Consider the following 17,058-nt stretch of genomic DNA (forward strand, 5'->3'; position numbering starts at 1 on the left):
TACGCGGGCGGCTGCTCGGGCGGGGGAGACGGGGACACCGGTTCGGCGGAGCGGGACCGACGGTCCGTCATATCCCGGATGGACAGATAAGTCTGACTATGTCCAGGATCAGGGGCATGCGCGGACATCTAGCTTCCTCGATCGCCGTCACCTGTGCGGCCGCCCTGGCCCTTCCGCTGACCCTGTCCTCGGACGCGGCGGCCACCCCTTCGGCGGCCGAGAGACGGACCCCCGGAACATCGGCCCCGGGCGGCACGACCCCCGGCAGCACCCAGTCCCTCCCGCTCACCCCTCTCACGCCCAGCGCCCCCCGTACCCCGCACTCCTCGTCCCCGTCCTCGTCCCCGTCTGCGAGTGACCGCACCCTGCCGCTTCCCGCGCTCGCTCCCGTCCAGGGCCTGGCCCGCCGGGACGTCCGGCACTTCTCCCTGGTGGGCGTCGTCTGGGACGACCCGGACAGCGAACTCCACGGCCGGGTCCAGATCCGTACCCGCGCGACCGGCACCACGAAGTGGTCCGCCTGGCAGGACGTGGACACCCACAACCACGAGCACGCCGCCGACCCGGACACCGCGGAGCGCGCTTCCGGCCGGGTACGGGGTTCCACGGCGCCCCTGTGGGTGGGCGACTCGGACGGTGTGGAGGTCAGGGTCCAGGGGGAGGCGGACGGCCGGGCGGGCGCCGACGGAAGGGCCGTCACCGCCGAGCCCCTCCCCAAGGGCCTGCACGTCGAACTGGTCGACCCGGGCGCCGAACCTCCGCCCCAGGGCCCCGAACTGAACGCCCCGCCCCCCGGCGTCCTGACCGCCGAGTCCGCGGCGGCGGCCTCCGCCGTCAACGCCGAGCTGGCGCCCATCGGCGCCACCGTGATCCCGGCCCTGAGCCAGAAGGAGACCAGGGCCGACCTGTTGGCGACCCGCGGCGAGGACCAGAACGCGACCGCCACGACAGGCGCTGCGGCCACGACGGCCGCGACAGGCACCACAGCCGCGACAGGAGCCACGGGCACGGCTGTCGCCGCGAACGCGAACCAGCGCGCGAAGCCGTACATCGGAGCCCGTCCGCGCATCGTCACCCGCCGTGGCTGGGGCGCCGACGAGGGGCTGCGGGAGTCGAACTTCAGCTACACGAAGACGGTGAAGGCCGTCTTCGTCCACCACAGCGCCTCGGGCAACAACTACCGCTGCGCGCAAGCCCCTTCAGTCATCCGCAGTATCTACCGCTACCACGTGAAGAGCAGCGGCTGGCGGGACATCGGCTACAACTTCCTCGTCGACAAGTGCGGAAACATCTACGAGGGCAGGGCCGGTGGCGTGGCCAAGCCGGTGATGGGCGCACACACGCTCGGTTTCAACAGCAAGAGCATGGGGATCGCCGTCCTCGGAAGTTTCGGCACCGCGAACCCGCCCGCCGCCGCGGTGAAGGCCGTCGCGAAGCTCACGGCGTGGAAGCTCGGCCTCTACGGGGCGAACCCGCGCGGCAAGACCTACCTCAAGTCGGGGGGCGGAAATCTGTACCGAAAAGGAAAGAACGTACGACTCCATGTAATCTCCGGTCACCGGGACGGATTCGCCACCGAATGCCCGGGCGGCCGGCTCTACGCGAAGCTCGGCAAGGCCCGTACCACTTCGGCCCGCTACCAGGGACGATGACGTCCGGTCGGCGGGAACGGCGCGGCCCGGCTCGCCGGGCCGCCCGGACCCGGCGGCTCCCCACAGCCACCTCCCAGAGGCGCCCCACAGCCATCGAAACGGTCTGCATACACTGGCCGGCCGAATGACCGTTCGACCGGCCCCAGCAGGAAGCAGAGACGACAGGTGACAGAAGCGATCCTCCTGGTCGGCGGCAAGGGCACACGGCTGCGCCCCCTCACGGTGCACACGCCGAAACCGATGGTTCCGGCGGCGGGCGTACCGTTCCTCAGACATCAGCTGGCACGGGCGAGAGCGGCGGGGGTCGAGCACATCGTCCTCGCCACGTCCTACCTGGCCGAGGTCTTCGAGCCCTACTTCGGCGACGGTTCGTCGATGGGGCTCCACATCGAGTACGTCACCGAGGACGAGCCCCTCGGCACCGGCGGCGCCATCCGCAACGTCGCCTCCCGTCTGCGTTCCGCCCCCGGCGACCCCGTACTCATCTTCAACGGGGACATCCTGACCGGCCTGGACATCCCGGCTCTGGTCGACACCCACCGGTCCTCGGGCGCGGACGTCTCGCTGCACCTGACCCGGGTGACGGACCCGCGGGCGTACGGGCTGGTGCCGACGGATGCCTCGGGCCGAGTCCAGGCGTTCCTGGAGAAACCCCAGACCCCCGAGGAGATCGTCACCGACCAGATCAACGCGGGCGCGTACGTCTTCCGCCGGTCGGTCATCGACTCGATCCCCGTCGGCCGCCCCGTCTCGGTCGAACGGGAGACGTTCCCGGACCTGCTGGCCGCCGGGGCCCACCTCCAGGGCATGGTCGACTCCACGTACTGGCTGGACCTGGGCACTCCCGAGGCCTTCGTCCGCGGCTCCGCCGACCTGGTCCTGGGCCGCGCGCCCTCCCCGGCCGTCCCGGGCCGCTGCGGCGACCGCCTGGTCCTGCCGACGGCCTCGGTCGCCCCCGACGCCAAACTCACCGGCGGCACGGTCGTCGGCAGCGGCGCGACCGTGGGGGAGGGGGCGCGCGTCTTCGGCAGCGCGATCCTGGCGGACGCGGTCGTCGAACCGGGCGCGGTCGTCACGGACTCCCTGATCGGCGCCCGCGCGAGGGTCGGCGCCCGCTCGATCCTCACGGGCGTGGTCGTAGGCGACGGAGCAACGGTGGGCCCGGACAACGAACTCCGCTCCGGAGCCCGAGTCTGGTGCGACGCAACCATCCCCCCAGCAACCTTGCGCTTCTCCTCGGACCAATGAGGTGACCCCGCCCTCCCAGGGGCGCGGGGAACTGCGCAAAGGGGGGCGAGGGGGCGAAGCCCCCATGCAGTGACGGGAAGGGCAGGGGCGGCGGGGGCGAAAAAATCCCCAACCTCACCGCACCCCTCACAGCACCCCAATATCCCCGCGAGGCATCTTCGGATGCCTCCGCGCAGGCGTACGCCCACTCAACAAGATCAACCGAGCAGCCCGATGCCGCTGCCCCGCATAAGGCTCCAGCAAGGCCAGCATCACGGAGTCATCCGCATCCCGATCCCCCGCAAGCGCGAACCCCACGATCCCCGGCAGATGCAGATCCCCCACGGTCACCGCATCCGCCGCCCCATGACTCCGCTGCACCACCTCCGCCGAGGTCCACGGCCCCACCCCGACCACCACCTCCAGCCGCTCCTGCGCGGCGACCGGGTCGAACGCCACCGCCTCCTCCATCCGCCGAGCCACCCGCACGGCCCGCAGAATCGTCGACGCCCGCTTGTTGTCGACCCCGGCCCGGTGCCACTCCCACGAGGGAATCAGCGACCAGACCCGCGGCTCGGGCATCACGAACATGCGCCCCTCCACGGGCCCGGGCGCGGGCACGCCGTACTTCCGCACGAGCAGCCGCCACGCCCGGTACGCCTCGTCGGTGGTGACCTTCTGCTCCAGAATCGACGGAATCAACGACTCCAGCACCAGCCCGGTACGCGTCAGCCGCAGCCCGGGCCGCCGATGCCGGGTCACCGCGACCAGCCGGTGCCGGGGCTCGAAGGCCTCGGGATCGTCGGCTTCCCCGAGCAGCAGCGGGAGCCGGTCGAGCAGCCACTCGGCCCCGGGCCCCCACGCCTCTCCCCGCACCACACCCGCGCGCGCGGACACCCGCAGGGTCCCGGGCCCGACCGGGGTGAGGCTGGCCCGCCACACGGACCCGTCCGGAGTCGCGCGGAAGGTGGGATCGGCGGGCCCCCGCCGCAACGGCCCGAGCACGAGCCGCAGATCGAGCGGCCATGGAGGCACCCACTCCCGCGTACGCCCGCCGCCGGCACCGGCCGCCCCGGACCGGGGGCCGGGCACGGATACGGGCACCACGGCATGCCCCCCGCGCACGGTCGTACGCGTGGGCCGCTGTTCGAAGCGTCCGGCCACGGAAAAGGTCCTTCGGTAAGAAATCGCTCAAGATGCCCGCACAAGGCTAAGCGCCGGCCACCCGCCCCCAGCCCTCAACCCCAGGCCATCAGCTACCGGCCACGAGCCCCAGATCACCGCACCTCGATGAACGCCCCCGCATCCCGCCCGGCCCGGGCCTTCGGCTCCTCCGCCGCGTGCCCGACGGCGACGGCCCCCATGGGATCCCAGCCCGCCGGCAGCGCGAGCACGTACCGGACGACGTCCCGGCAGAACATCGTCGACGACACCCACGCTGACCCGAGCCGCTCCCCGGCGAGCGCGACCAGGAAGTTCTGCACGCCGGCGCCGGTGGCCACCACGAACATCTCCCGCTCGGCCCCGTCGCGCCGGGCGTCGCCGTACGTGTGGGACCCGTCCATGACGAGACACGGCACGACGAGATACGGGGCCCGGCGCAGCACGTCCCCGCGGCGCACCCGCTTCGCGATGGACTCCGCGCTCTTCCCGTCCCGCTCCAGATCGGCGATCCACGCGTCCCGCATGGCGTCCAGCAGCCGCGTCCGCGCCTCGGCCGTCTCCAGCAGCACGAACCGCCACGGTGTCGTGTGATGCGGGGCCGGCGCGGTGACGGCCGCGGCCACCGCACGCCGTACGGCGCCGGGGTCGACGGGCTCGTCGGTGAAGGCCCGTACGGTACGCCGCTGGGTGACGGCTTCCCGTACGGCTTCGGAGGTGCCGAGCCGGAACATGTCGTCGCGCGCGCCCCGGACCATGCCCCGGGTCCCCTCGTCCTCGCCGTCCGCCCCGTCCGTGCTCACCACGTGGGACAGCCCGCGCACGACGGCGACGGGCAGCCCGGCGGCCTTGCCCTTGACCAGGTCCCCGGCGGCGGCCAGCTCGTCGGCGGTGGCGACGACGGTGGCGCCCAGCGGATTCCCGTGCGCGTCCGTGCCACCCCGCAGATCGTCGAGTACGCGCACTCCGGCGGCCCCGATGGCGACATCGGTGAGCCCGGTCCGCCAGGGCCGGCCGAAGGTGTCCGTGACGAGCACGCCGACCTCGACGCCGAGCGCGTCCCGCAGGCCGTCCCGGATCGTGCGGGCGGAGGCGTCGGGGTCCTCGGGCAGCAGCAGTACGGTCCCGGCGGGGGTGTTGGAGGCGTCGACCCCGGCGGCGGCCATCACGAGCCCCTGCCGGTTCTCCACGATCCGCAGCGGTCCGCGCCGGGCCACGACCCGTACGGTCTCGGCGTCGATGGCGGCCTCCCGGTCCACCGCCTCGACGACGCGGCCCTCGGCCTTGGACACGATCTTCGAGGTGACCAGCAGCACATCACCGTCCACGAGCCCCGGCCCGGAACCGGAACCGGAATCGGGGCCTGGGCCGGATCCGGCAACGGCACTGGCGATCAGCTTGGCGAGATCGTCCCCCGGCCGTACCTCGGGCAGGCCGGGCAGCGCCCAGACGCGATAACCGGGCGCGTCGGGGAAGCCGCCGTGGTCGCTCAGGCGTCCCGCGTCGTTGCCGCTCAAGCGCCCCGCACCTCCTCGGCCAGCGTCAGCGCCTCACGGGCCATCTCGGCCGTCGCGTCGAGGTCGGTCATCATCAGCGGGACGGCACGGCACCGGATGCCCGCCCCGGTGACCCGCTCGACGACGTCGGCGTCCACGGTGTCGACCAGCCAGCCGTCCAGAAGTCCCGAGCCGTAGTGCTCCGCGACCGCGGCCGCGGTGGACTCGACGCCGACGGCGGCCAGGACCTTGTCGGCCATGCCCCGCACGGGCGCGTCCCCGACGATGGGGGAGAGGCCGACCACCGGCACCCCGGCCTCCGCGATCGCCTCCCGGATGCCCGGCACGGCGAGGATCGTGCCGACGGACACCACGGGGTTGGACGGCGGGAAGAGGATGACGTCGGCGGAGGCGATGTCCTCCAGCACCCCGGGCGCCGGCTTGGCCTGGTCGGCGCCCACGGGCACCACCGCGTGCGCGTCCACGGAGGCCCGCAGTCTTACCCAGTACTCCTGGAAGTGGACGGCCTTGCGCTCGCCGTCGATCTCGACGGCCACATGCGTCTCGACGCGGTCGTCGGACATGGGGATCAGCCGGACACCCGGCTTCCACCGGTCGCACAGCGCCTCGGTGACGGCGCTGAGCGGATATCCGGCGCTCAGCATCTGCGTGCGCACGATGTGCGTCGCGAAGTCCCGGTCGCCCAGCCCGAACCAGGAGGGGCCGGCGCCGTAGGCCGCCAGCTCCTCCTTGAGGTGGAACGTCTCCTCGGCCCGCCCCCAGCCCTGTTCCTCGTTGATACCGCCGCCGAGCGTGTACATCACCGTGTCGAGGTCCGGGCAGACCTTCAGCCCGAAGAGGTGGATGTCGTCCCCGGTGTTGCCGATGACGGTGATGTCCGCGTCCGGCGCGGCCTGCTGGAGACCACGCAGGAACCGGGCACCGCCGATGCCGCCTGCCAGAACCACAATGCGCATGGCATGCAGTCTTGCAGGCGGCTACGACAACGTGTCAGCCGGTTACGGCAAGACGTCAGCCCGTGACGGCGACACGGCGACGGGCGACGGCGACACGGCGACGGGTGACGGCGGAGCCCCGCCCCGTCACAGGGCCTCGGCCACCGCGCACCGGGCGTTGGGTGTCCCGGCGGCCGAACGGAGGTGCGACTGGGGCAGCATCGGCATCTCCGTCAACCCCGGGTGGTACACGTGCAGGCTGATGGCCGGTTCGAGCGAGTCGTTGAGGACCTCGTGCGCGTAGCCCGGCGCGAACACCCGCTGAGCGCCCGCGCCCAGGGCGCGCGTGCCCCGGGCGGTGCGCTCGGTCAGTGCGCCCTCCAGGACGGTGAGTACACCGGAGGAGGGGCCGTGGTCGTGCGGTCCGCTGCCCTGCCCGGGGACCCAGGACAGCAGCCACACCTCGTAGCCGGGCCCGGTGCGCAGCCGGTGGTACCAGCGGGAGGCCGCGTCGTAGCGGACGAGGTGCTCCCACTGGGAGCGGTCGGCGGCGATGGACCGGGCGAGGCCGACGAACTCGGCCACGGTGGACGGGTGTTCGCGCGGCGGCTGGAGGAGGTGCGGTACTTCGAGGATGTCGCCGGCGATCTGGAGGTCGCTGTCGCTGTTCATGGGGTGCGGTGGTTTCCTCGGCGGAAGAGAGTGCTGGAGGTCGGGGATGTCACGTACCGGCCGCCCGGATCGCGGGCGTGAGGTGTGCCCCGGTGGGGGCGGGCCCTGGTACGGGCGGAGGGGGACCAGCGGCCGGTCTCAGTGGACTCGGCGGCGGCGGGAGCGCGGTGAGCTCAACAGCCGCGACAGCAACAGCTACAGCGAGCGTGGACAGCACCGAGGGACCCGGCGGTGCGGGTCGAGGTGAGTGCCAAGTTCGCGAGCATGCCCACCAGCACACCGGTTTACACCCACACTGTCAACTCGACGTCCGATATGTGGGAGATCTTTCACCTCTTCCGGGCCACCTCGGAGGTGAAAGGTTTGTGCACGAGGTTGTCGGGACACATGGCGCACAACCGGGCGCACGAGCCTCGGAGTGACCTCTTGGTCCGTGTGTGGTCCCAGTGATCCAGATGTGATCCGGTTCGCTTCGTCGATCGTGTCGGAACGACATCGAACTCCCGGGCGTCTTCCTCTGTACACGTCAGGTGCGGAGAGGGCGTCCCACGGGCTCCCATTCGGCTGTCAGGGTTTATGCCGATTTGAACACTTTCCGCAAAGCCTTGGTTCCGCAGAGTGAATAAGGGGCCCAATAGCAGATCTCGGCTTGACTGGGCCGGAGCAGCGCAATTGTAATTTCACTCGTGTCGTTCAGCCGAAATCGGTAGCGGCAGCATCACGGGGACGCGAGACGGACGAGGGGCGCACATGACCGAGCTGTTTCAGGAACTGCTGGTCGACGAGGCCGAAGAGGAGATCGGCTGGCAGGAGCGGGCGCTCTGCGCGCAGACCGACCCCGAGTCCTTTTTCCCCGAGAAGGGCGGCTCCACGCGCGAGGCGAAGAAGGTCTGCCTCGCCTGCGAGGTCCGCTCGGAATGCCTTGAATACGCCCTCGCGAACGACGAGCGCTTCGGTATCTGGGGCGGTCTGTCCGAGCGTGAGCGACGCCGCCTGAAGAAGGCCGCCGTCTGACCGTGGCTCGACGGAGACCAGACGTGACCTGATCGCATCCGGTCGGATTCCGGTCACCCTGTGATCGCGTTCCGATCGAACGGCGCACACCCCTACGTAGTGATACGTAACGCACGGCCCGTCGCGGGTGGGTTGTCCACAGGCGGCGGGCCGCGCCGTTGTGCAGCCGTTAGTGTGGGCCTCCGTCCGAGACGCCCCGTGACCCCCTCAAGGACACAGGCGTCCACCGCAGTCCAGCGAACCGGGGCCCGTACCTCGATGTCCGTGCACAGCCATTCGGCAGGTCAGTACGACACTGCCCCCGCAGCGTTCGACCCGGCCGGCCCGATGGTGTCCGACCCGGGCCGCCCGCCCGAGTTCCCGAAGCACGTGGTCACCGCCGTGCTCGTCTCGCACGACGGCGCCCGCTGGCTGCCCGACGCCCTGTCCGGGCTGCTCGGCCAGGAACGCCCCGTACAGAACGCCGTGGCGGCCGACACCGGCAGCGCGGACGCCTCCGCCCAGCTGGTCACCGGCGCCCTCGGCGCCGACCGGGTGCTCCACCTCGCCCGCCGCACCGGCTTCGGCCAGGCCGTCGAGGAGGCCGTCCGCAGCGCGGGCGTGCTGACCCCGGACGACCTTCCGTACCTGAAGCGCCCCAGCGGCTGGGACCCGGTCACCCGCACCTGGCGCGACGACGCGTACGACATGCCGGAGCTGCCGCACGGCGAGCCCGAGCAGTGGCTGTGGCTCCTGCACGACGACTGCGCCCCGGAGCCCGACGCCCTGGCCCAGCTGCTGCGCGTCGTGGAGAACGAACGCGAGCTCGGCAAGGACGTCGCCGTCATCGGCCCCAAGCTCCGCGGCTGGTACGACCGCAGGCAGCTCCTCGAAGTCGGCGTGACCATCGCCCACAGCGGGCGCCGCTGGACCGGCCTCGACCGGCGCGAGCAGGACCAGGGCCAGCACGACCACGTGACGCCCGTACTGGCCGTCTCCACCGCCGGCATGCTGATCCGCCGCGAGGTCTACGAGGAGCTGGGCGGCTTCGACCGCCGGCTGCCCCTGATGCGCGACGACATCGACCTGTGCTGGCGCGCCCAGTCCGCGGGCCACCGCGTCCTGGTCGCCCCCGAAGCGGTCGTCCGGCACGCCGAGGCGTCCTCCCGCGAGCGCCGCACCGTCGACTGCGTGGGCCGCACCTCCGCCTCCCCGCACAAGGTCGACAAGGCGGGCGCCACCTACACCCTCCTCGTCAACGCCCGCACCGCGCTCCTGCCCTGGATCCTCGTGCGGCTCGTCCTCGGCACCGTGCTGCGCACGGTCGCGTACCTCGTCGGCAAGGTCCCCGGGCAGGCGGTCGACGAGATCCGCGGCCTCCTGGGCACCCTGCTGCGCCCCGAGCGGATCATCGCGGGCCGCCGCAGGCGGGGCAACGCGCAGGTCGACAAGGACGAACTGCGCGCACTGTTCCCGCCCCCCGGCGCCACCGTCCGGGCCACCGTCGAACAGGCCGCGGGCAACCTCGTGGGCCGTTCCGACCCCGAACTGAACGCGGCGGGACGCCACGGCAGCGCGGTCGAGTCCGGACCGGGTGGCGACGACGCCGACTTCCTCCAGGTCGAGCAGTTCGCCCGGCTCAAGCGCGTCGCCCGCAAGCCCGGGCCGATGGTCTTCGTGGTGCTCCTCTTCTTCACCCTCATCGCCTGCCGTGAACTCCTCGGCGGCGGTGCGCTCGCGGGCGGCGCGCTGCTGCCCGCCCCCGCGGACTCCTCCGAACTGTGGTCGCGCTACCTGGACGGCTGGCACCCCGTGGGCGCCGGCGGTACGCAGTCGGCGCCGCCCTACCTCGCGCTCGTCGCCATGCTGTCGAGCGTGCTGTTCGGCTCCGCCGGACTCGCGGTCACCGTCCTGCTGATCGGCTCGGTGCCGCTGGCCGGCTTCGCCGCCTACTTCGTCTCCCGGCCGCTCGTCGAGTCGCGCCTGCTGCGCGCGTGGGCGTCCGTCGCGTACGCCTTCCTGCCCGCCGCCACCGGCGCGCTCGCGGGCGGCCGTCTCGGCACCGCCGTGCTCGCCGTCCTGCTGCCCCTCATCGCGCGCGCGGGCATCGCGGCGAGCGGCCTCGCCTCGGAGTCCGGCCGCGGCAGCTGGCGTGCCACCTGGGCGTACGCGCTCCTGCTGACGCTGGCCACCGCGTTCACGCCGATCGTGTGGCCCATCGCGCTGGTGCTCGGCGTGGCCCTGGCGGTCGTGCGCCGCGGTGACATCGCCGCCTACGGGCTGCGCCTCCTGGTCCAGCTCGGCACCCCGCTGCTGGCCCTCGCGCCCTGGTCGCTCACCCTGCTCCCGTTCGGCTTCTTCCAGGAGGCCGGCATGGAGTACGACTCGGGGGTGGCCTCCGCGCTCGACCTGCTGGGCGCGAGCCCCGGCGGACCCGGCACGGTCAGCGGGCTGATGCTCATCGGTATCGTGTGCGCCGCCGTGGCCGCCCTGCTGCGCGCGGAACGGCAACTGGGCATCTGGGCCGCCTGGACGGCCGCCCTGGTCGCCCTCGTCTTCGCCGCCCTGTCGAACGGCTCCACCTGGGCCGGACCCGCCACCCTCGTCTACGGCCTCGCCTTCCTCGCCGCCGCCGCGCTCGGCGCCGACGGCGCACGCTCGCGCGTGGCCGAGCAGAGCTTCGGCTGGCGTCAGCCGGTCGCCGTCCTCATCGCCTTCGCCTCGGCCGCCGGGCCCCTGCTCATCGCCGCCGGCTGGATGATCCGCGGCGCGGACGGCCCGCTGGAGCGACGCGATCCCGTCCAGGTGCCCGCGTTCGTCGCCGAGGAGAGCGGCACCCGCGACCAGGCCCGCACGCTCGTCCTCGGCAGCGACGCGGCGACCAAGGTCGGCTACACCCTGGTCCGCGGTTCCGGCGCCCGCCTCGGTGACGCCGAGCTGGCGGCGGCGGACGGCGAGAACAAGACGCTCGACAAGGTCGTCGCCAACCTCGTGGCGGGCTCCGGCGCCGACCAGGCCGACCAGCTCGGCGGCTTCGCCGTGCGGTACGTCCTGGTGCGCGACGGCGCGCCCCGCGAGGTCGGCCGGGTCCTGGACTCCACCCCGGGCCTGAGCAGGCTGAGCCAGCAGGACGGCAGCGCCCTGTGGCGCGTCGACCGGCAGGTCGCGCGCGCGGCCGTCGTTCCGGCGTCGGGCGACCCGCAGCCCATCGCCGCTGGACCCGTCGAAGTGCACACCAAGATCTCCGCCGGTACCGAGGGCCGCGTCCTGCGCCTCGCGGACACCGCCGACGAGGGCTGGACGGCCACCCTCGACGGGAAGCCGCTCACCAGGACCACGGTCGACGGCTGGGCGCAGGGCTTCGAACTGCCCGCCACCGGAGGCCGCCTCGACGTCACCTTCGAGGCGCCGTTCGGCCACACCGGCTGGCTGTGGGCGCAGGGCGCGCTCGCCGTCGTCCTCGTGGTGCTCGCGCTGCCGGGACGCCGCCGCGACGTCGACGACGATCTCCCCGAGGAGGACGTCGCACCCGTCGAGTCCGCGTCCGGCGAGGGCCGCAGGGCCCGCCGTCTGCGCGCCCAGGCGGAAGCCGAACAGACGGAGCAGGCTGCCCAGTCCGAACAGGCTGTACAGACAGAGCAGGCTGTACACGCTGCACAGGCCGGGCAGTCGGAGCACCCCGACGCGTTCCCGCCCGGCGCCCCGCCCGCTCCGGGGGAGGCCCCGGCGGTCGCCCCGGTCCCGCAGCAGCACTCCTACGACGAGTGGGACGCGACGACGTACGGCGCCGAGTACGGCACCTATGAGCAGCAGCAGTACCAGGGCGCCCAGCAGTACCCCCCGGGCACCTACGAGCAGCAGCAGCAGTACCAGGCGGACCCGTACCAGGCCGACCAGTACGACCCGTACGCGGCGTACGGCACGGGGAACGCGGGCTACGACCCGTCGCAGACGTACGGCCAGGGGTACGACCCGGCGTACGACCCGGCACAACAGCAACAGCAGCAGCAACAGCAGCAGCAACAGCAGCACCAACAGCAGCAGCCGCCGCAACAACAGCAACCGCCGTACGGCACCGACAGTGAGCGCCCCGACGGGAGCCAGCAGTGAACCGCACCACCGTGTCCCTGATCGCCGGCGTGACCGCGCTCGCCGCCGTCACCGGCTTCGCCTCGATGTCCGAGCCGCAGGCCGCCGGGGAGGACACCGCCAAGGCTGCCGCCCAGCTGCCCGTGGAGCGCACCAGCCTGCTCTGTCCGGCTCCCAGCACCTCGGACCTCGCCGAGACCGCGTACACGTCCTTCACCCCCGTCACCAAGGGCACCAGTGAGGGCGGCAAGGCCGAACTGGTGGCCGCGGGCGCGCAGTCGGCCGACGGGACCGACGACACGAACGAGAACGAGAAGCAGGACAGCGAGCAGGACGGCAAGAAGGGCGGCAAGAAGGAGAAGCCCGTCCTGACGCCGAAGGAGCCGGGGAAGCCGGTCACGGCCAAGGCGTCCGGCGCCGAGTCGCCCGCACTGGTCGGCACGGCCGAGGGCAGGTTCGCACCCGGCTGGGCCGTCCAGCAGACCACCCAGGTCGAGGCGGGCACCGGCCGCGGCCTGCTCGGCACCAGCTGCTCGGCCCCGGACACCGACTTCTGGTTCCCGGGCGCCAGCACCGCCAAGGAGCGCACGGACTACGCGCACCTCACCAACCCCGACGACTCCGCCGCCGTCGCCGACATCGAGTTGTACGGCAAGGACGGCGTCCTGAAGTCGACGGTCGGCGAGGGCATCAAGATCCCGCCGCACTCCAGCGAGACGGTGCTCCTGTCGACCCTCATCGACGAGCCGGAGACCAACCTCACCGTGCACGTCACGGTCCGCAGCGGTCGGGTGGCCGCCGCCGTCCAGGCTCTGGACGACGCGCTCGGCGGCGACTGGCTCGCCCCCTCGGCCGGTCCGGCGGGCAGCCTCGTCCTGCCGGGCATTCCGAAGGACGCCACCTCCGTACGGCTGGTCGCGTTCGTGCCCGGTGAGGCCGACGCCGACCTGAAGGTGCGGCTCGCCTCGCCGACCGGCACGATCACCCCCGCCGGGCACGAGACGCTGCACGTGAAGGCCGGTATGACGGCCGCCGTCGACCTCGGCGACGTCACGCGCGGCGAGGCCGGTTCCCTGCTGCTGACGCCGACCGGGAAGTCCACCCCCGTCGTCGCGGCCCTGAGAGTCGTCCGCGGCAAGGGCGACAAGCAGGAGACGGCGTTCATCCCGGCCACGGCCCCGGTGGGCGCGCGTGCGACGGCCGCCGACAACCGTGCCAAGGGCTCCACGCTCTCCCTGGTCGCCCCCGGCCGCGGCGCGAAGGTCAAGGTCACGGCCTCCGCGGGCAGCGACGGCGGCACGGCCGCCTCGAAGACGTACACGCTCAAGGCCGGCACCACGCAGAACGTCGACCTGCCCGTGCCCGCCGGTCTCAAGGGCACCTACGCGCTCACGGTGGAGCCGCTGTCCGGCGGGCCCGTCCACGCGTCGCGCATGCTCGAAGCGGCCGAGGGGGGCGTGCCCATGTTCACCGTGCAGACCCTCCCGGACGACCGGGGGACGGTGAAGGTACCGGACGCCGAGCAGGACCTGTCGGTGCTGCAGAAGTAGGGCGGCACCGGCGCCCGGACAGGAAGCCCTGGACCGCCGGACCGCGGACGGCCGAACCGCGGACGGCCGGACCCCGGCCAGCCGGACCGCGGCCCGTCCGGAGCTTCAGTCCTCCCCGTACCTGGGATCGACGGTCTCCGGTGTCAGGCCCAGCACCTCGGCGACCTGTTCCACCACGACCTCGTGCACCAGCGCGGCCCGCTCGTCGCGGCTCTTCGTACGGATCTCGACGGGGCGCCGGTAGACGATGACCCGCGCGGGGCGGTCCTCGTGCGCCGGAGTGATGCCGCCCAGCGGAACGGTCTCGTCGCCCCAGCCCTCGTCACCGGCCGGCTCGAACCGGGGCACCTCCAGCACCATGAACTCGATGTCGGAGAGCTGCGGCCACCGCCGCTCCAGCCGTTCCACGGAGTCCTGCACCAGATCCGCGAACACCTCGGCGCGACTGGCCGAGAGGGGCACCTGCGGTGGTGCCACGGGGCCACGCATCCCGCGCCCGTGTCGATCACGACGACGGGGCCTGGGTTCGGCGGCGGGGGGAGGTACCGGGTTGTCCATCACTGACGAAGAGTAGTCCCCGCGCCCTGCCACCGCCCGCACACGGCACGCGTCCCGCCTGCGGCTACGGACCGCCGCCGCGTACGCCGCCGGGGACCCCGCACGCGGCATGGCGCAGGATGTGCATTCCAGCCAACATCGGGCTGGTTTCCGTTTCCTCAGGGATCGAACGAATAACGGGAATTGACATCTTTTAAGCGGTATCCGGACCGCGTCCGGGTCTGTCCGTCACCTCGTCAACACCCGTACCAGCAGGTCGAACAGGCACGCCGGACACCCCCTGTGTCAGGCGTCACAGCACGACACGGGGGAGTGAGGCGGGGAGGAGTCGTCGCGGCCCGCTCAAGAGTGCGGTACCGTCCAACATCGTGAGCCCTGTACGTCGCTGTTCGCGCACCGCTTGCGGCCGTCCCGCCGTAGCGACGCTGACGTACGTCTACGCCGACTCGACCGCGGTCCTCGGCCCGCTCGCCACCTACGCCGAACCCCACTGCTACGACCTGTGCGCCGAGCACTCCGAGCGCCTCACCGCGCCGCGTGGCTGGGAGGTCGTCCGGCTCGCCGACGCCTCCGCCCCCTCCCGCCCCAGTGGTGACGACCTGGAAGCGCTCGCCAACGCGGTCCGCGAGGCGGCCCGCCCGCAGGAGCGGCCCACCCGCGGGGGCGGCAGCAACGCCCGCAGCGCCGACCCGATGGAGGTCGCCCGCCGCGGCCACCTGCGGGTCCTGCGGTCACCGGAGTCCTGAACCCTCTCTTTCAGAGGGGCAATTGGCCCCTAAGCCCTCCGCGCCCTCCGCGCCCTCCGCGCCCTCCGCGCCGCGTGTGTCGCCCGTGCCGCCTGTGTCGCCTGTGTCGCCTGTGTCGCTTGAGGTCCGTGTGTTTTCGGTGCATGTTTCGCCCGGTGGTGCACGACCATTGACGTGCGCTTGTCGCGGACACGACCATTTTCCCGACCCGTGAGAAATTGATTTCCGCATGGCGGAATCGGGGGAGGCTCCGTGTACGTCCAGGAACTTGAGCCCTTGGCCGACTCGCTCGGCCTGTCCGCGCTCGTCGCGACCCTGCCCCTGGTTCTCGTCCTCGTCCTGCTCGGCGGGGTCCGCATGAAGGCGCACCTGGCCGGCCTCATCGGTCTCGCGGCGGCGGCCCTGGTCGCCACGCTTGCGTACGGCATGCCGGTGGGCCAGACCCTCTCCAGCGCCGTCCAGGGAGCGGTGTTCGGCCTCTTCCCCATCCTGTGGATCGTCGTCAACGCCCTCTGGGTCTACCGGATGACCGTTCGTACCCGGCACTTCGACATCCTGCGCCGCTCCTTCGGAAGGCTCTCCGACGATCCGCGCATCCAGGCGCTCGTCGTCGCGTTCTGCTTCGGCGCGCTCCTGGAGGCGCTCGCGGGCTTCGGCGCGCCCGTCGCCATCTGCTCGGTGATGCTCGTCGCGCTCGGCTTCGACCCCGTTCGCGCCGCGGTGGTCGCACTGGTCGCCAACACCGCGCCGGTCGCCTTCGGAGCGATGGGCACACCGGTCGTGACGCTCGCCCAGGTGACCGACCTGCCCCTGGACACCGTCGCCTCCGTGGTGGGCCGCCAGACCCCGTTGCTCGCCCTGGTGGTGCCCCTGGTGCTCGTCTTCCTGGTGGACGGCCGACGCGGCCTGCGCGAGACCTGGGTACCCGCGTTGGCCTGCGGAGTCGCCTTCGCCGTCGCCCAGTTCGCCGCCTCCAACTACGTCTCCGCGCAACTCGCCGACATCGGGGCCGCGCTGGCCGGCGCGGGCGCGCTGATGGCGGTGCCGCACGCGCGCAGGCCCGCCGCCGAACCCGTACGGGCCGCGGTCCTGACGGGCACCCGCAGCGAGGACCTGGACGAGGAGGACCCGCGCCGCGAGGTACTGCGCGCGTACGCCCCGTACGTACTGATCGTGGTGATCTTCTCCATCGCCCAGATCCCGCCCGTCAAGGACCAGTTGGCGAAGGCGACCCGGGTCTTCGACTGGCCCTTCCTGAACGTCGTGAACCCGGACGGCGACCCGGTCGGCGGCAACGTCTTCACCTGGCCGATCGTGTCCACCGGAGGCACGCTCGTGCTGCTCGCCGGAGTGTGCACGGCGGCCGTTCTCGGGGTGCACGCGCGCGTGGCGCTCAAGGAGTGGGTGGCCACCGTGCACGAGTTGCGGTTCGCGATCCTCACCGTCACCTCCGTCCTGGCGCTCGCCTACGTCATGAACCTGTCCGGGCAGGCGGCCACGATCGGCCACTTCGTGGCGGCGGCTGGCGCCGGCCTCGCCTTCCTGTCACCCGTCCTCGGCTGGTTCGGAGTGGCCGTCTCCGGCTCGGACACCTCCGCCAACGCGCTCTTCGGCGCCCTCCAGGTGACCGCGGCGAGGGAGTCGGGCCTGTCCCCGGAACTCCTCGCGGCGGCCAACAGCTCGGGCGGAGTCCTGGGCAAGATGATCTCGCCGCAGAACCTCACCATCGCCTGCGCGGCGGTCGGGCTCGCGGGCCGGGAGGGCGACCTGCTGCGCAAGGTGCTCCCGTGGAGCCTCGGACTCCTGCTGGTCATGTGCCTGATCGTCGTCGGCCAGAGCTCACCGGTGCTGGAATGGATGCTTCCGTAGGCCCGTCAGACGTCTGCCCGGCGTCCGCCCGAGGTCCGGCTGAGAACCGTGTGAGCGTACGGGTACTTTTGGGACCTCAGTCGAGGACT

General features: G+C 72.3%; 12 protein-coding genes. 7 read left to right on the forward strand and 5 right to left on the reverse strand.

The window, feature by feature from the left end; translation table 11 throughout:
• Positions 1-98: 98 nt before the first annotated feature.
• The gene (locus K3769_RS26140; protein ID WP_267028739.1) at positions 99-1,652 is read left to right on the forward strand and encodes a peptidoglycan recognition protein family protein; all 1,554 of its coding nucleotides are present in this window, start codon (positions 99-101) and stop codon (positions 1,650-1,652) included.
• A 165-nt stretch (positions 1,653-1,817) separates the two neighbouring features.
• Positions 1,818-2,900 (forward strand): mannose-1-phosphate guanylyltransferase, encoded by a 1,083-nt coding sequence (gene manB / locus K3769_RS26145; RefSeq protein WP_267028740.1) that lies wholly within the window; start codon positions 1,818-1,820, stop codon positions 2,898-2,900.
• Between the two features lie 126 nt (positions 2,901-3,026).
• Here the strand turns inward: manB and K3769_RS26150 are convergent, their stop codons facing one another.
• The 4 genes from K3769_RS26150 to K3769_RS26165 all read right to left on the reverse strand — a co-directional run bounded on the left by K3769_RS26150 (position 3,027) and on the right by K3769_RS26165 (position 7,164).
• The gene (locus K3769_RS26150; RefSeq protein WP_267028741.1) at positions 3,027-4,043 is read right to left on the reverse strand and encodes a DNA-3-methyladenine glycosylase family protein; all 1,017 of its coding nucleotides are present in this window, start codon (positions 4,041-4,043) and stop codon (positions 3,027-3,029) included.
• A 113-nt stretch (positions 4,044-4,156) separates the two neighbouring features.
• A complete protein-coding gene (locus K3769_RS26155) occupies positions 4,157-5,557 on the reverse strand; it encodes a coenzyme F420-0:L-glutamate ligase (protein ID WP_267028742.1) in 1,401 nt (466 codons plus the stop codon).
• Positions 5,554-6,513, reverse strand: coding sequence for a 2-phospho-L-lactate transferase (gene cofD / locus K3769_RS26160; RefSeq protein WP_267028743.1), 960 nt, complete (start codon positions 6,511-6,513; stop codon positions 5,554-5,556). The genes K3769_RS26155 and cofD overlap by 4 nt, the downstream gene beginning before the upstream one ends.
• 126 nt (positions 6,514-6,639) lie before the next feature.
• The gene (locus tag K3769_RS26165; RefSeq protein ID WP_267028744.1) at positions 6,640-7,164 is read right to left on the reverse strand and encodes a cysteine dioxygenase; all 525 of its coding nucleotides are present in this window, start codon (positions 7,162-7,164) and stop codon (positions 6,640-6,642) included.
• Positions 7,165-7,914: 750 nt separating this feature from the next.
• On the opposite strand from K3769_RS26165, the gene K3769_RS26170 reads away from it, so the two are divergent.
• The 3 genes from K3769_RS26170 (at position 7,915) to K3769_RS26180 (ending at position 13,796) form a co-directional block, all read left to right on the forward strand.
• Positions 7,915-8,178 carry a WhiB family transcriptional regulator gene (locus K3769_RS26170; RefSeq protein WP_107022476.1) on the forward strand — a complete coding sequence of 88 codons (264 nt, stop codon included), beginning with the start codon at positions 7,915-7,917 and terminating at the stop codon, positions 8,176-8,178.
• A gap of 258 nt (positions 8,179-8,436) precedes the next feature.
• Positions 8,437-12,267, forward strand: coding sequence for a glycosyltransferase (locus K3769_RS26175; protein WP_267028745.1), 3,831 nt, complete (start codon positions 8,437-8,439; stop codon positions 12,265-12,267).
• Positions 12,264-13,796, forward strand: coding sequence for a DUF5719 family protein (locus K3769_RS26180; protein WP_267028746.1), 1,533 nt, complete (start codon positions 12,264-12,266; stop codon positions 13,794-13,796). The genes K3769_RS26175 and K3769_RS26180 overlap by 4 nt, the downstream gene beginning before the upstream one ends.
• 105 nt (positions 13,797-13,901) lie before the next feature.
• Here K3769_RS26180 and K3769_RS26185 read toward each other — a convergent pair whose 3' ends face one another.
• Complete coding sequence (locus K3769_RS26185; RefSeq protein ID WP_267031550.1) at positions 13,902-14,354, reverse strand: metallopeptidase family protein; 453 nt, start codon at positions 14,352-14,354, stop codon at positions 13,902-13,904.
• A 365-nt stretch (positions 14,355-14,719) separates the two neighbouring features.
• Between K3769_RS26185 and K3769_RS26190 the strand changes: the two genes are divergently transcribed.
• On the forward strand, positions 14,720-15,100 hold the full coding sequence (locus K3769_RS26190) for a DUF3499 domain-containing protein (protein WP_267031551.1): 381 nt from the start codon (positions 14,720-14,722) through the stop codon (positions 15,098-15,100).
• A 252-nt stretch (positions 15,101-15,352) separates the two neighbouring features.
• Positions 15,353-16,969, forward strand: coding sequence for an L-lactate permease (locus K3769_RS26195; protein WP_267028747.1), 1,617 nt, complete (start codon positions 15,353-15,355; stop codon positions 16,967-16,969).
• Positions 16,970-17,058: the final 89 nt, after the last annotated feature.

Source organism: Streptomyces ortus (genome assembly GCF_026341275.1).
Classification (GTDB): domain Bacteria; phylum Actinomycetota; class Actinomycetes; order Streptomycetales; family Streptomycetaceae; genus Streptomyces; species Streptomyces ortus.

Bases quoted from the DNA above. Each gene is read 5' to 3' on its own strand.
- K3769_RS26185 (WP_267031550.1), bottom strand. From the start codon at position 14,354: ATGGACAACCCGGTACCTCCCCCCGCCGCCGAACCCAGGCCCCGTCGT.
- K3769_RS26175 (WP_267028745.1), top strand. From the start codon at position 8,437: ATGTCCGTGCACAGCCATTCGGCAGGTCAGTACGACACTGCCCCCGCA.
- K3769_RS26165 (WP_267028744.1), bottom strand. From the start codon at position 7,164: ATGAACAGCGACAGCGACCTCCAGATCGCCGGCGACATCCTCGAAGTA.
- cofD (WP_267028743.1), bottom strand. From the start codon at position 6,513: ATGCGCATTGTGGTTCTGGCAGGCGGCATCGGCGGTGCCCGGTTCCTG.
- K3769_RS26170 (WP_107022476.1), top strand. From the start codon at position 7,915: ATGACCGAGCTGTTTCAGGAACTGCTGGTCGACGAGGCCGAAGAGGAG.
- K3769_RS26140 (WP_267028739.1), top strand. From the start codon at position 99: ATGTCCAGGATCAGGGGCATGCGCGGACATCTAGCTTCCTCGATCGCC.